The organism is Gracilibacillus phocaeensis, from assembly GCF_900626275.1.
Taxonomy (GTDB): Bacteria; Bacillota; Bacilli; order Bacillales; family Amphibacillaceae; genus Gracilibacillus; species Gracilibacillus timonensis.
In genome coordinates, this window is sequence record NZ_LR131143.1 from 554230 (window position 1) to 569812 (window position 15583).

Annotated in this window: 13 protein-coding genes and 2 pseudogenes; 2 read left to right on the forward strand and 13 right to left on the reverse strand. The window is 38.8% G+C overall.

Annotated elements, in window-relative coordinates:
- Positions 1-15: 15 nt before the first annotated feature.
- Positions 16-1506, reverse strand: coding sequence for a tagaturonate epimerase family protein (locus E0E32_RS07115; protein WP_130859386.1), 1491 nt, complete (start codon positions 1504-1506; stop codon positions 16-18).
- A gap of 139 nt (positions 1507-1645) precedes the next feature.
- Between E0E32_RS07115 and E0E32_RS07120 the strand changes: the two genes are divergently transcribed.
- A complete protein-coding gene (locus E0E32_RS07120) occupies positions 1646-2617 on the forward strand; it encodes a LacI family DNA-binding transcriptional regulator (RefSeq protein WP_130859512.1) in 972 nt (323 codons plus the stop codon).
- Between the two features lie 102 nt (positions 2618-2719).
- Here the strand turns inward: E0E32_RS07120 and larC2 are convergent, their stop codons facing one another.
- From larC2 to E0E32_RS07135, 3 genes are all read right to left on the reverse strand, one after another.
- The gene (gene larC2, locus E0E32_RS07125; RefSeq protein WP_130859387.1) at positions 2720-3178 is read right to left on the reverse strand and encodes a nickel pincer cofactor biosynthesis protein LarC2; all 459 of its coding nucleotides are present in this window, start codon (positions 3176-3178) and stop codon (positions 2720-2722) included.
- Between the two features lie 177 nt (positions 3179-3355).
- Positions 3356-4192 (reverse strand): nickel pincer cofactor biosynthesis protein LarC, encoded by an 837-nt coding sequence (gene larC / locus E0E32_RS07130; protein WP_130859388.1) that lies wholly within the window; start codon positions 4190-4192, stop codon positions 3356-3358.
- A 25-nt stretch (positions 4193-4217) separates the two neighbouring features.
- Complete coding sequence (locus tag E0E32_RS07135) at positions 4218-5087, reverse strand: sugar phosphate isomerase/epimerase family protein (RefSeq protein ID WP_066188482.1); 870 nt, start codon at positions 5085-5087, stop codon at positions 4218-4220.
- A 474-nt stretch (positions 5088-5561) separates the two neighbouring features.
- On the opposite strand from E0E32_RS07135, the gene E0E32_RS07140 reads away from it, so the two are divergent.
- Complete coding sequence (locus tag E0E32_RS07140; RefSeq protein ID WP_130859389.1) at positions 5562-5840, forward strand: hypothetical protein; 279 nt, start codon at positions 5562-5564, stop codon at positions 5838-5840.
- 63 nt (positions 5841-5903) lie between these two features.
- Here the strand turns inward: E0E32_RS07140 and E0E32_RS07145 are convergent, their stop codons facing one another.
- The 9 genes and pseudogenes from E0E32_RS07145 to E0E32_RS07180 all read right to left on the reverse strand — a co-directional run.
- Positions 5904-7382 (reverse strand): alpha-N-arabinofuranosidase, encoded by a 1479-nt coding sequence (locus E0E32_RS07145; protein ID WP_130859390.1) that lies wholly within the window; start codon positions 7380-7382, stop codon positions 5904-5906.
- Positions 7383-7402: 20 nt separating this feature from the next.
- Entirely contained in the window at positions 7403-8365 is a 963-nt protein-coding gene (locus E0E32_RS07150) for a D-arabinono-1,4-lactone oxidase (RefSeq protein WP_286171787.1), read from the reverse strand.
- A complete protein-coding gene (locus E0E32_RS22610) occupies positions 8338-8661 on the reverse strand; it encodes an FAD-binding oxidoreductase (RefSeq protein ID WP_286171789.1) in 324 nt (107 codons plus the stop codon). The genes E0E32_RS07150 and E0E32_RS22610 overlap by 28 nt, the downstream gene beginning before the upstream one ends.
- 133 nt (positions 8662-8794) lie before the next feature.
- The gene (gene arfA / locus E0E32_RS07155; RefSeq protein WP_130859391.1) at positions 8795-10309 is read right to left on the reverse strand and encodes an arabinosylfuranosidase ArfA; all 1515 of its coding nucleotides are present in this window, start codon (positions 10307-10309) and stop codon (positions 8795-8797) included.
- Between the two features lie 410 nt (positions 10310-10719).
- Positions 10720-11139, reverse strand: coding sequence for a DUF4064 domain-containing protein (locus tag E0E32_RS07160; protein ID WP_066188491.1), 420 nt, complete (start codon positions 11137-11139; stop codon positions 10720-10722).
- Between the two features lie 20 nt (positions 11140-11159).
- The gene (locus tag E0E32_RS07165; protein WP_066188494.1) at positions 11160-12005 is read right to left on the reverse strand and encodes a carbohydrate ABC transporter permease; all 846 of its coding nucleotides are present in this window, start codon (positions 12003-12005) and stop codon (positions 11160-11162) included.
- A gap of 38 nt (positions 12006-12043) precedes the next feature.
- The gene (locus tag E0E32_RS07170) at positions 12044-12925 is read right to left on the reverse strand and encodes a carbohydrate ABC transporter permease (protein WP_130859392.1); all 882 of its coding nucleotides are present in this window, start codon (positions 12923-12925) and stop codon (positions 12044-12046) included.
- Between the two features lie 68 nt (positions 12926-12993).
- Positions 12994-14142 (reverse strand): annotated as a pseudogene (locus E0E32_RS07175) (extracellular solute-binding protein); the annotation flags it as partial.
- A gap of 2 nt (positions 14143-14144) precedes the next feature.
- Positions 14145-15326 (reverse strand): annotated as a pseudogene (locus tag E0E32_RS07180) (family 43 glycosylhydrolase); the annotation flags it as partial.
- Between the last annotated feature and the right edge of the window lie 257 nt (positions 15327-15583).

Genomic DNA, 15583 nt, shown 5'->3' on the forward strand with positions numbered 1-15583 from the left:
TGCTTTCTATAAAAATTATATATTTAACAAATCAAGATGTCGTCCAATGTGACGAACTAATCCTTGACGATAGGCATCTTCATTTCTCATTAACGTCGTAAAAAATTCTTCGCGAAACAGATCCTCTCCTGAGTGGTCTTTGGCTGTTAACAGGATGCCATATGTCACATGAAACAACTGTCTGGCGGCATCGTGATCCATATAGGCAGACAGATCTTGATCTGACGTACTATCTAAATCTGCGATGCTGCTTAAGTCTGGTGTGACATGGTAGTATTGCAATGTTTCTTCAAAATGGTCTTCTGCATAACGGTGCATACGACGGTATAACTCAGGATTCAACTGTGCAATGACTCTTACCGCCTCTAACCAGTTCGTTCCTGCCGTCTTGATATGCAACAAGCCTTCGGTATACTTGCCAATGATCGGGAACGCGCTGAATTTGTCGCTGCCAGAATGAATACTCAACTTGTAACCGAAATGTTTCGCAATCGCTGCATGCTCTTGCAATTCTTTCTCAAACTGCTCTAAATCTCCAATATAATCGATACCTTTTTGGAATTCTCCACAAAATCTTGGTGCCAGACTTTGCACGGTGACCCCTCGTCTACGTAATTCTTCGGCGACAAAAAAGTGAGCTTCTGGTGACGTAACAGTTTCTGTCTCATCAATCGAAATCTCAAAGTCAATCGTCTGATCTGCCGTAGCTATGTATTGATGAAATACATGCTCCATAAAATCAATGGCTGCACCGTATACTAACATATTCTTATACAAACGATCTTCATCAAAGGAAATGTCTATCCCTTGTACCGCAAACGATTTATTTAAATAGTGGCTGGTAAAATACTCTTTGCGATCAACGGGCAGATTGGCAAATTCCTTATGAATATCTTCTAAAACCATGTCTTCCACGTCATTACGGATTTGTTCGGAACAATCCAAGGTAAGGAAAGAGAACCCTAATTCCAAAGCATAGGTAATATCCTCTTCTTTTTTAATATGGTCGGCATCAGCTCCATATCCGTTTTTATAGCCCTCTTGAAACACAGCAAATGTCGCTGCATCTAAAATGTCTGCCATTGTACGGTGTAATAAGGTTAATTCTCGAATACTCTGCTGGGCCAAAATCGGTTTCACCTGATGTCCTTGTACCGTCTCGATATGACCAGGCGAAGCTACTCCTAAACGGTCACCTAACCCCATCGTAGCAACCTCCGTACCAAATGCCTGTGGTTTAGTATAAGTGAAAAATTGATTTAATACCTGTGCATTTTCATGGGTTAACGGGCATACTTTCCCCTCTCCAACAGAGTCTCCTTGCAATGCCTTCAATAAATCACCACTCCCAGCAGCCACCAAATACTTCTCAATGTCTTTTTTTACCATAACGACTGAGGTGTTCCCTACCTTTTCCAGTGATCGTTCGTATACTTGCACTTCTTCCGTAGTAGCTGGGCGTTTGCCTGCTGTTAATAACTCAACAATAAATTGAAAGTTTTCCATCTTACTCCCCTTTCTTGTTACCGTTTTCAATTACGTTGTACTTTTTTTATAACAACGTTGTTATTTTTATGATATACTATTTATCAATAGAACTCAACCATAAAATGATAACGGAAATGAAAGCTAAAGGTGATGTATGATGAATGTAACAATCAAAGATATTGCCAAACAGGCGAATGTGAGTTATTCCACAGTATCCAAGGCGTTGAATGACAGTCCGCTGGTAAAGGAAATAACCAAACAAAAAATTTTGCGCACTGCTGAACAAATGGGATATAAACCAAATCTGGCTGCCAAACAATTGGTGCGCAAAAAAACAGATGTGGTAGGATTAATCTGGCCAACGATTGAACGAATCGTCCTTGCTACATTAGTAACCAATATTAGTCAGGCATTTGCAGCTACTCGCTACTCGATGATCCTTTCCGTCGATCCACTTGAAGTGGCCAAAGAAACCTTTAAAAAATTTCAAGTGGATGGGATGATCTTATTTGCAGAATCGGAGCATACCATCCCTGAGGATGACATTCCGCTTGTCGCCTATGGCGTGGAAAAGAAAAACAGTGTCAGCTATCCTGTCATTGATGCTAATCACGAACAAGCTATGCAAGAAGCTGTTCATTACTTGTACCAATTAGGGCATCGTGATATTGCCTATATCGGACATGTCAAAACCAGTGATACCTTACAGTTAGAAAAGTCAGCTGGTTATCGCAAAGCTATGACATCCATGCAACTTCAACCGACCTGCATAGATACCCAAGGATTGGATTGGGTAAACGGTTATACAGCCGTTAATCGTTTTGAAAAATGGAAACAACCCCCTACTGCTATTATAGGAGGTAGTTATGATATCAGTGGTGGTATTTTACGTGCCCTGCAGGAAAAAGATATGCAGGTTCCCGAAAAAGTTTCCTTAATTAGTTATGATAATATCCCACAGATGGAAACGATGGAGGTGCCTATGACTTGCATTGGTGTACCTGTCGACGTATTAGCAGAAGAAATCGTCGAGGCGATCATTCAACGAATAGAGTCTGATCAGCCTATTAAAACTCCTGTACTCCACCCTGAATTAGTGGAACGTAACAGTACAGCTGCTGTCAGATAAAGCGAATCAACATGCAGTGCAAGATTCTTTCTCACTGCATGTTGCATGAAGCAAGCTAGTCGATTACACTGTCATTACTACTCGAACAATGTAATATCCTTTTCAATTAAGCTGTTTCCATACAGCTTGATAGACCATTTTTAATGGAATTTGATTTGCTTCTGCCAATCTGCGGCAATCTTCATATTCAGGGGATTCCTTTAATAATTCCCCATTATACAGCCCTTGTTTGACACGGACCCTTCCCCACTTTGTCTCTACCTGCCTTGTCTCTCTCTCCATACGATATACACTTAGCGGGTAATAACGAATACCTAAAGTAGTTGTCTCTTTCAGTAATATTTCTTTCATCGTCTCTAGTAATTTCTTATCGCAGAGCAGTTGTAATTGTACAGCAGGTCGATTTTTTTTCATATAGATTGGCGTGTAATACACGTCATTTGCCCCAGACGCAAACAGCCTGTCCATTACATAACCAAGCCACTCTCCAGGTGTATCATCTAAGTTTACTTCTATTTTCATCATATCCGTATCGGTATGTTCGTAATTAGGCGGTTGCATGTTGGTCACCTCATTGTTTTTCTTTGTCAATCACTACCTTTAATTCAAATGACATACATCGGTTCTAACCTAGCTTAACTAGCATTCATTTTTTATTAAAGAGGAAACTGCTGTAACTCTTTATCCATATATTTTACCTTTAGCTGTTTGACCATTTCTCAGACATAACTCGTGATATTAATTTTCTTCTCCTATCAACACCCGTAACACGTTCGGGTGATCCTTAAATGTCTTCGTGCCTGCCCCATAACCAATCTTCTCTACTTTCATAACAGGTGTCGCAGCAAATTCGCTGGCTAAGGCTTGGACAATCGCTGCCCCAGTAGGTGTCGTTAATTCGCCCTTAACCGAAGATTCCGCTAACGGCACTCCTTTCAATACTTCTAATGTTGCTGGTGCAGGCACAGGATAAACACCATGATCAATATGGATATGGCCAAATCCTACTGGTATTGGAGAGAAAATAACTTGATCCACCTCCAAGGCATCAACAATAATCGAGGTTCCGACAATATCGATAATCGAATCGATCGCACCCACTTCATGGAAATGGACTGTATCTAAACTCACGCCATGAATTTTTGCCTCTGCCTCACCAATCAGGCGAAACATTTCCAACGATAAGGCTTTGACGTTATCATTTAGTTCACTTTCCTTTATCAATTTAACAATGTCTTTGTATGTACGATGATGGTGGCCGTGATGATGATGTGTATGGCTGTGTCCATCTGCATGAGTATGTGAGTGATGATCGTGTTCATGATCGTGCGCATGCGAGTGCTGTTCCGTATGATCGTGTGCATGCGAGTGATCATGATAATGCACCTCAAACTTCTTACTGCTGATCCCATTCTTGACTACGGTTTCCAGCGTCAATTGGTACTCTCCATCTAAGGAAAGGGCCTGTAATTGCTCTTCCAGCCACTCCAACGACCAGCCAGTATCTAATAGGGCAGCAATCGTCATGTCCCCACTGATACCAGAAAAGCAATCAAAATATATAATCTTTTTCATGTTTCCACCTCGTTTATTCACTTTGTTATTTCCAGGTTACCCCCGTATATTTTTGAAAAGCCTTCATACTCTTCTGAATCGATTCGATCTCATCCAGACTGGTATGATCTTGCTCCAACAAAATATAATCAAGGTTTGGCGCTGTATTAGCCGTATCAATAATAGCTTGAATGGGAAGCACACCTGTCCCGATCTCGGTAAAACATTGCGGATCCACCGTTTCATCGAATAGGCCAAAGTTAATTTCCTGATTAGGATCTATCACCCCATCATACATATTGAGCGGTTGTGAAGCACGTTCAGGGAAATCTTTTTGATGTAAAAGCACCAAACGATCCTTATACTTCTGAATGAGCTCCAATGGATCTTGTCCTGCCCTAGCAATCCAGTAGGTATCCATTTCCGCAAAAACCAGTTCCGGATTGGTATTTTCCATAATGATATCATAGACGGTCTGATCACCAAACTGTTGAAATTCTTGATAATGATTATGGTAATAATAACGCATACCTCGTTGCTTACACATCTCGCCAACCTTATTGAACAATTCACAGCGGCGGAGCACATAATCCTTATCCTGATAAGGGAAGAACTCAATATCACAGCCGATCTGTGTATTTCCTAATTCCTGATGGTAATCCAATACCGCCGGCAGCCTGTCTAAGTCCAGCGGGTTCACATGACAGCCGACGATTTCTAAACCAAACTGATCCAACGCCTGCCTCATTTCCTTTGCCGTTAAATTAAAACCGACCCCATCATCCGTTTGGGCATTATGATTCGCAGCCTCGATATACTTATAGCCTGCCTTCGCAATGTCTTCTAACGTTTGTAATGGGGATTCTTGCAGCGACTGACGCACAGAGAATAATTGAACGCCTACTTTTAATGACATTGTAATCGCTTCCTTTCGTGATCCGATTTAATCTTATCATACTACATTTTCTGACGGTGTTACAAAAATAGAGACTATGATAATGGCAGAAAGATCCTGACCATGCAATAGTTGCGTACTACCAATTTCTTAAATATGGTGACTTTAGTCTACAAGCGTTCTTTTTGAACAACAATATTCTTTATTTTTTAAAGCCAAATATTCGAGTCAATGGTCTAATACATGAAATAAATAATGAGGAGAGGAGCTGCAAAATTCAAAACGATGAAAGTGATGAAGAAAATACGATTGTCGATATCTTGAAATTGAAATTCCATATGGTCTAGCTGATTTAACGACTTATACATTGGAAGAAGCTCAGGCGATGGTTGATTATCCCCTTCATCATCCCACATATGTACCAGAAGGTTATGAGTTGATACGAGAAGAGATCTATACAGAGGAAGCACACTTTGACGAGATCCTACCGTATTTTTGGATTATTTACAAACAGATGGAGAAATGGGATTTTATACACGTACAGAGAAGACCGATCCAAAGAAAGAAGATGAACTAACATGGTATGAACATATAGATATCTATGTGCTTCATGGCTACACATTCACTCATGGATATGATGACCAAGAAATGGACACCGGAAATGTACAGGGAATGAAAGTAGTTATTCCAGAACCAAAGTACGAAGTGATCATTCATGCTGGTATCTTAACGAAGGAAGAAATGGAAAAGATATTATTGTCTATGGTGGAATAATACGATGCAAAAAGGATAGAAGCCCTGCATGTCCAGCCTCTATCCTTTTTTATTTATATATCTCTAGCTAACCGTCAACGCCACGACTGATTTAGCTGGCAGTACAAGCGAGAGTTTATTTTCCTTTAACTCCACCTGCTCAAACATCTTCGGCTTCACCTTATCCGGCTGATCAAAGGTATTATGAGCATCCATTTCATCTGCCGTAATAATTCGACCTGACACATCTGACAACATTTCTCCGCGTAAATCAAGTACGATATCTGCTGGCTCACGCTTATCCAAGTTACAAAGGGTGATTGTAATGGTCCCATCCTCTGCCTTAGAAGCAGACGCTGACAATTGCGGTATGTTCTGATCCCCTAACGAAATAGAATCAGACTCCAAATGGAGATCTAAACGCTCGGCATCCTGATGCGCCTTATACATTTCAAAGACATGATACGTCGGTGTCAAGAGCAATTTCTCTTTATCCGTTAAAATTACGGACTGAATTACATTGATCGTTTGGGCAATATTCGTCATTTGCACACGATCGCTATGCTGATTAAAAATATTCAAGTGCACCCCTGCTACCAGCGCATCGCGAATCGTATTCTGCTGATAAAGGAATCCAGGATTAGTGCCAGGCTCGACATCATACCAAGCTCCCCATTCATCAATAATCATGGCAATTCGTTGTTCCGGATCATATTTATCCATAATCGTACTATGCTTTTCAATCAATTCTTCCATAAATAAGGTCTTCTGCATCGTAATATCCCAAGCATCTTCATCAAAACCTGTTGCTGGCCCTTTACCCCAGAATCCACCCGGGTGAACATAATAGTGTAAGCTAAGACCATCCATCATATGGGACGCCTCACGCATCAATACTTCGGTCCAGTGGTAATCGTCCACATTAGCTCCTCCGGCTATCCGGAAGATACGATTGTCTCCATAATTCCTAACATACGTTTGAAACTGGCGGTATAAATCGGCGTAATACTCTGGACGCATATTTCCGCCACAACCCCAATTCTCATTACCAACACCAAAATATTTTACCTGCCATGCATCATCTCTGCCATTTTCCCGGCGAAGATTGGCCATTGGTGAGTCACCATCAAAGGTTAAATATTCGACCCACTCCGACATCTCCTGTACAGTGCCACTACCAATATTTCCATTGATGTAGGGCTCGGCACCAAGCATATCACACAACATCATAAACTCATGGGTACCGAAATGATTATTTTCCGTGACACCACCCCAATGCGTGTTCACCATCTTTTTTCTATTCTCGCGAGGGCCGATACCATCTTTCCAATGATATTCGTCGGCAAAACAGCCCCCTGGCCAGCGTAGAACAGGAATATGCAATTGACGCAGTGCCTCTACCACATCATTCCGAATCCCGTTTGTATTCGGAATATCCGAATCTTCACCTACCCAGAACCCTTCATAGATACAGCGTCCTAAGTGCTCGGCAAAATGACCATAAATATTTTTATTAATCTTTCCTTTCGCTGCGTCTGTATTAATGATAACTTTGTTAGACATATTTAGCCTCCTATGCTTCATTAAAAAATATAGGTGTTTATAAATGCATTTCTGAATTTTCCTTTTGGATCATACGCTTGCAATAATTGTCTAAATGCTGGTAACTTTTCATAAAAAGACTGCACTCGCTCTTTTGGCATCGTAAATAACTTACCCCAGTGCGGTCGTGCCTGAAAAGGTTTCAACACTGCTTCGATTTGTGGAAGAACTTGCTGTACGTCTTCCCATTTGTCTTTCCAAGTCAGATGAATCCCCATTACATCTTGTTGATAACTCGGGCTTAACCATAGATCATCCTTAGCCACAGTCCGAAACTCATTCGTATGTAGCAAAGGGGCAATCTCATGCCGCATGGTACGAAGCGCTTGTATGGCTTCTAACGCATATTCTCGCGGAATCAAATATTCCGACTGTAGCTCACTCCCACTGCTCGGCATAAAATCAAGACGAAAATGTGGAAGCCGATCAAACCAAGGTCCTGGCACCCCCATTTGCTCGGTGCAATTAACAGCATTTACCCCCATAATTGGATGAGAATTCTTTTTTGCAGAGGAAGCGCCATATAAATCTGTACGTACATCTGAAGATTCGTCTTCGCTGCATATTTGTTTAAGCCACACCTGGTTGATCTCATCCTCTTGCCAAGTAGTAAACAAACTCACACTGTAAGCGCTTGAAAATATATCATCAACATGCTGCTCTAATTCAGAAAAAGACAAATGCTCAAATACATACTGACTGACTTGATAACTTGGAACAATATCCAGTGTCAATTCCGTAACTACGCCAAGAGCTCCAAGGCTGACAACAACACCATTCCATTCCTCTTTATGCTTATCTCTGAAGAAGTTCACCAATTCACCATCCGCCGTAATCACACTCATCGCCTTCACACTACTAGACAAACACTGATTCCGATCACCTGATCCATGCGTAGCCGTTGCACACGCTCCGACTACAGAAATATGCGGCAGTGAAGCCATATTAGATAAGGCAAACCCTGATCCTGCAAAAAGGCGCTTAACTCGCCATATCTGACTCCACCTTCTATCGTGACCGTTTGTTGTTGTCTATCCAAGGAAAGTATGCGGTTGAATCGAACCAATGAAATAATGGCGTCCTCAGAATCGGCAATCTCATTAAAGGAATGACGCGATCCGACTACTCTAACTTTATTTGCTTGACGAACAATTGCTTGTATTTCTTCTATACTAGCAGGCTCATGCCATTGCCTTGCTTGATAGATAAGGTTTCCTGCCCAGTTCTTCTGTTTTTCCAAGGTTTGAACTCCTCCTACTCATAAATTTGACTAGCTAATTATTATCATGCCTTTTATTAAGGAGGAATTCAATCATTAATTATAAGGCAGATGGAGAAATATATAAGTATTTCTCCATCTAAGTACATAGATTCTATTTTTTCTGCAAGCGTACCATGTTCCAAGAGCATTTCGGGAAAATAGATACGAGGTTGCCATTGTCCATTTTGGATTCTCCATTAGCATGCGGCTTCACATTTTCTTGCCCAGCGATATTGACTGCCTTGACATCTTCATTTTCCAATACGACATGCTCTACTACCTCATATCCTTCAAAGGAACGAGCATCGATATTTACTTCAAGAGGAAGGCTTAGATGCCGGTTGGTCGCAAATACAACCACTTCTTCTTTCTCTTCGTTGTGCACTACTGCTGTGTCTAGGTAAGGTACGTCCGTAAAATCTTTACTATCATACTTTGGAGAACTTACCAGCGGTTGAAGCGCAACGCCACGGCCATATACCGACGTATAATAGTATGGATAAAAGATAGTTTGCTTCCATACTGCGCCACCATTTTCCGTCATGATTGGAGCAATTACGTTTACTAATTGCGCCATACAAGCAACCTTGACACGATCTGAATGACGAAGCATAGTGTTCAACATACTACCAACTAGAAGGGCATCCTCAAAGGTGTATACATCTTCCAGTTGAGGTGGTGCAACTGTCCATGGCTCAATTTCTTTATCTTGTTCATTCGAGTGAAACCAAACATTCCATTCGTCAAAACTTAAGTGCATTTTCTTCTTACTACGTTTTTTTGCCTTGATATAATCACAAGTCGCAACAACCGTTTCAATAAAGTTTTCCATATCCATTGATTTCGCTAAATAATTAGCGGTGTCTCCACTACGGTTACCATAATACTGGTGCAATGAAATATAATCCGCTACTTCATAAGTATGTTCCAATGTTTCTGCTTCCCAGCTTGGGAACGTTGGCATATCTGAATTTGAACTACCACATGTCACCAATTCAATCTCTGGATCCACTAATCGCATGGCTTTCGCCGTTTCATAAGCCAAACGTCCATATTCATGAGCCGTTTTCTGTCCGACTTGCCAAGGACCATCCATTTCATTTCCTAGACACCATGTCTTAATTTGGTGTGGCTGCTCATAACCATGCGATTTTCGCAGATCACTCCAATAAGTTCCACCTGGATGATTACAATACTCTAATAAATTACGGGCAGCGTCTATCCCTCTTGTCCCCAAGTTGACAGCCATCATCACATCCGAATTTGCTGCTTTTGCCCAATCCACAAACTCATTAGTTCCCATTTGATTGGTCTCCGTTACACGCCAAGCCAATTCCAAACGACTTGGACGCTCTTCTCTAGGTCCTACCCCATCTTCCCAGTTATAAGCAGATACCATATTTCCACCTGGATATCGAACAATCGGCACTTGTAATTCTTTAACTAAATCTAGTACATCCTGACGAAATCCGTTTTCATCAGCGCTAGGATGTTCTGGTTCATAGATACCACCATAAACCGCCCTGCCTAAGTGTTCAATAAAGGAGCCATAGATTCGTTTGTCAATTTCTGAGATTTGAGATTCCTTATCCACTACTATTTTTGCTTTTACGGTTTCTTTTACCATTTGATGCACCCTTTCATTTACTTATACATACATCACATAAAAAATTCATTAATTTGTCCGTATAAGTTTAGTGTTTGAATTCATTATATCGAATGAAATAATGTTTTTCAATATATTATTGTTTATTTTAATTTAATTTAATATACATATTCATTAACCAAAATCGATAAATATAATTTTTTGAAAATAATATATAGTTATTCTGTCATCTTAAAATAGATCTTGCAGAACAGATTGATAAATAGTTTTATCCCACTCAATTCTACATGGTCCCTTTTTCATATTTATAGATGTTAGTCACCATCTATTTTGAATGTTCATTCATTTTACAATTCATGGAGGGAATTGCTTTATTCAATCATGCATTGGAAAACCCTTATATCATAAACAATTTTTAATTGACTATTGCCTTATGCACTTTTAAGTTCTTTGTTTGTTAATTTAATAGCTTTATTTTTTGATATATAAATAACAAAGGCTATCATATATATTAAGAAACCAAGAACATCCATCGACAAAAGTTGAATAGCTGACCAAATGCCAATCCAAGACATTAGCTTATATTGAATTTCATTATCTTTTAATTTGACCGCTATTATAAAATTTACCAATGCTCCAATTAACACGAATAATCCAAAAAGAAAGATAATACTGGAAATATTATTAACCATTTGAGATCCCGCAATCATCGTATTCGAATCTGAATTTAATAAAACTTTTTCCCCTTCTCTATTAAACCAAGAATTGTAACTAAAGATAGTTAACAAAGCTGTTACCAGATTCCAAATAGATCCTGCAATTAATAGTTTACGCTCTATACCTCTTTTCATAGAATTCACCTCGTTTCTTTTTACCCTTTTATTCCTGAGTTTAAATTAATCGCTGAAACGAAATACTTCTGTGCAAAAAAGAATAACAGTAAAGTTGGAATAATTGCTAAAATAGCTGAACCCATTAATTGTCCTATCATACGATAGTTTCCATATACATCTTGCAGAAGCAACAAACCAGCTGTTACTGGCATTTTTTCAACATCTGTATATACAATGACAGGCCATAAAAAGTCATTCCAAGACCCTACAAAAGAGAATAAACCACAGACAATTAATACTGGTTTAATTAAAGGTAATATGATTTTAGAAAATATTTTAAAGTCACTTGCCCCATCAACCCTTGCTGACTCATCTAACTCCATGGGAATTCCTTTCATAAACTGCCGTACCAGAAAAATATTTCCCATCCCAGCGAGCCCAGGAACGATCATAGCCCACGGAGTATTCACCCAGCCTAATACATCAATTATTCTATAAGAAGGGATCAAATTCACAACATTAGGAAAGAAAGAAATTCCTAATAACGTAAAGAATAATAAATCTCGCCCTTTGAATTTCATCCGTGAATAGCCATAACCTGTTATTGATATTACAACAACTACTAAAAGTGTATGCATAACAGCAATAAAAACAGAATTCCATAACCACTGTAAAATTGGAGCTGTAGATGTATTTTCTAGTATATTGACATAATTTTCGATAATCCAATTAACAGGTAACAATCTAAACCCCTCGTTCACTACATCTGTTTGTGATCGAAATGATGTACTGATACCAAACAATACCGGAATGGTCCAAATAGCACTTACCAAAATTAAGAATATATAGGCTATATATTTAGAAAAGTGGATCTTTTTTTTCATCATTTCACCCCTACCATTATATTTCCATTTATTTTATATTACGTAGTTGCATTTCGATTCATAATATAATATTGGATGGCTGAGATAACTAGAATAACTAAACCAAGCATGACCGCCATTGCTGATGCTAGCCCTGCTATAGACTCACCATGACTAAATGCTAAGTCACGAATATACATCATTAGGACGGTTGTACTTTGGCGAGGACCTCCATCTGTCATCATTAATGGTTGAGCGAACACATTAAATGCTCCAGCTGTCGTCATAACCATTGTATAGATTAAAGGAAATTTAATCGATGGTAATGTAATACTCCAAAATTTCCTTACTGGACCAGCACCATCTATCTCAGCTGATTCATATAAATCTTGTGATACTCCATTAATTCCAGCTCGATAAATGATCATGTTCCCTCCGATTCCTGCCCAAACGGTTATGATAATGATGATTATCCAAGCGTATGGTTGATTTGCAGACCACACAACTTCGGACCCTAATAAATTATTAGCAACACCTAATTGCTTATTAAAAATTAACGACCAGATTAAAGCTGCGGCTGAAATGGAAACAAGTCCAGGTATATAAACTAACGTTTGAAATAAGCTTGCAAATTTTAATTCTTTATGCTCTAAAGCCACTGCAATCGCCAAAGGAATGATAATAAGTAATGGCACGCTCAGCGCTACAAATATTAGTGTGTTTTTCATCCCATTAAAAAACTGATTATAAAAAGTAGAATCACTATCCGCCAAAATAGTTCTATAATTATCTAATCCAATCCATTGGGGATCACTTACTAAATTCCAACTTGTAAAAGAAGCATAGATACCAAATACAGATGGTATCAAAATAAACACCAGAAATAATATAATATGTGGTCCAACGAAATAAATAGGAGTTAAATTACCTCTGTCTTTCATTTAGCTGACCTCCTCTTTTAAAAGGTAATGTACTAAGTAACAAGATATTAATGCATTACCTTTTATATTTATTCTTCTTCCTCTTCTTCAGCGTTTTCAATATCTAACGAACCTTCCGCCACTTTATCCTCTACAAAACTTTGCATTTCTGAAAGACCTTCATCAATATCCATTTCACCGTGCACCAAATCTGCTACATAGGAATCCATTGCTTCTTGTATATATGGATAATGTTCATATGTGTAAATATAAAGCGACTCTTCTTCCTCTGGGGTAGAAGTAAAGAAAGCTTGCATAAATTCATCATATTCTGGTTCTTCTATCACATCTGTACTCGCTACAATCTGACCAGCTTCTGCCCACTCTATAGAGTTTTCACGAATATACTCTAGAAAACTTGCAATTCCAGATTCTTTCTCATCTGTTCTTTCTTCATTTGTTAACATAGAAAATAAATGCGCTGATGCTCTATTATGGAAAGAATTTGGTTCAAATGCATAAATGTTAGTAACACCAAAATTCAAATTTTCTACTTGAGCATGTCCTGTAGAACTCCATGTACCATCTGTTGAGAACAGAACATTTCCTGATTGAAACATCAAATACCCATCCTCACCATATGGCGTCATCAATCCGGCATCGTTAAGCTCCTTCACCGCTTCTATAGATTGTTTCATTACATCTGTATTCACTGCTGGTTCGCCATTTTCCTGAATGTCTCCACTCAAGTTTTGAATTTGCGCTAATAAAACCCAACTTAATAAAGCATCGTTTAATACATAGTCACCTTCATCTAGTTCACCTTGTAAAGAAAGCATTTCATCAAATGTAACAACATTATCATCTAACCAATGCTCAACACCATACTTTGCTAATAAATCTTCGTTATAATACATGGCACTCCCATGAATATCTAGTGGAACAGTGTATTGTGTATCGTCAACAACCCCTGCTGTCCAAGCCTCTTCAAGATAATTCTCTGCCGTTAATCCAGATTCTTGCTCCATTACGTTTGTCATCGGTTCTAATAAATCTTGATTCACAAAACTTGGTACACGATCAGCATGAATAATAGATAGATCAGGAATACCACTTCCAGAGTTTAAAACCGTATACATTTTGGTATACATATCAGAAGTAACAACATGTTTCACCGGAAATTCCGGATCAGTATCATTATAATCATCCACCAACTGATCCATGTATGCGCCATCATCTTATGACCTGGCGCCATATAACCTGTACCTATTCCTAAACCTGCTTCTCCTAAATCTCTTTTAAACAGGAAGTTGCCCATCATTTTATTACCAATTTCTTTATGGTCATCATTACCTGGAAAATTACCTACCCCCATATCAAAGTTTTCAGGAAAAACAGCTTCATTTCCAGCCGCATCAACATAAGGGCCTTCGATACTTTCCGATCGAAACTGTCGCATTTGGTAACCTCCATCAGAGGCTAGACCGCCATACGTTATATAAAGATAATAATAACCAGTATCATCATCATAAACTGCATATGTTCCTTCGCCTGATCGTCCATAACCGCCTGCAATTTTTGTACCGTAATACCGATCAATCATTCTGCCGTCAGAGGTTTCTCCGTCTTCACCGGGATAAATGGGAATACCTGTCTCTTTATCTAACGGTAAAATAAATGTTCCACCGGACCAAGAGCCATATGTCATCCATAAATCCCCATTCTCATCATAAAGAATATTTGGGTCAATCGCGTTAGTGTATTGCGCATTATTAAAGTTCCCTTCACTTGTAAACCAATCCGGGTTAGGCTCATCAAACACACCATCATCTATAAGATCTGGAATCTTGGTGTTCTCCCAATACTTGTTTACGTCACTGTTATTGTCATAAATTTCATAATTTGTAAAACCAGAGTACATAATGGTGTCCGTATATCCATACGGTCCCTCGATATCTTTTGATACTGCAATGCCTATGGCAGAACGTATATAAGTTGATGAGACACTGTAGTACTGCATATAAGCACCTGTTGATCCATCTTCCCATTGATAGTCTTTATTCCAGAAAATATCTGGCGCCCACACGGCAAATCCTCCGGTACTGTCTGCATCGTCTTCGCCTGCCCATTCAAAAGATTCGGCAAGATTTTCAGACAAATTACCATATATCGGATTGTTCTCTGGGGTTTGATACTCTCCTTCCACAATAGAATGCCAATTAATTAAATCAAAAGATTTGGCTGCCGCTATATGAGTTCCAAATACATAATAAGAACCGTCATCCATTTTAATGATGGACGGATCATGTACAGAAGCTCGTTCAAACGCTATTTTTTCTTCACTGTTCTTCTCTTCTCCAAGTACTGTACTCACTGGTATGGCTAAAACCAACAGAAAGCCAATCACCGAGACTTTCTTCATTAAATGAATCATTGATTTATTTCTCCTCTCGCTTTTATTGAAGGCGCTATCATTCTTTAACAAAAACACGTAAAATACCCTTACAAGATACACAATCTACCTTTTAGGAAACGGATAATATTAAACGCTTCCAACACCTTCTTCACAAGATTACTATAAAAGTATATTTTAATCAATATTTTTTCATAATAGTTAATGTTTAAATTAATAATAGGTATTATTTCTAAATTAATTATCTTTTTTGTTAATTTAATTCG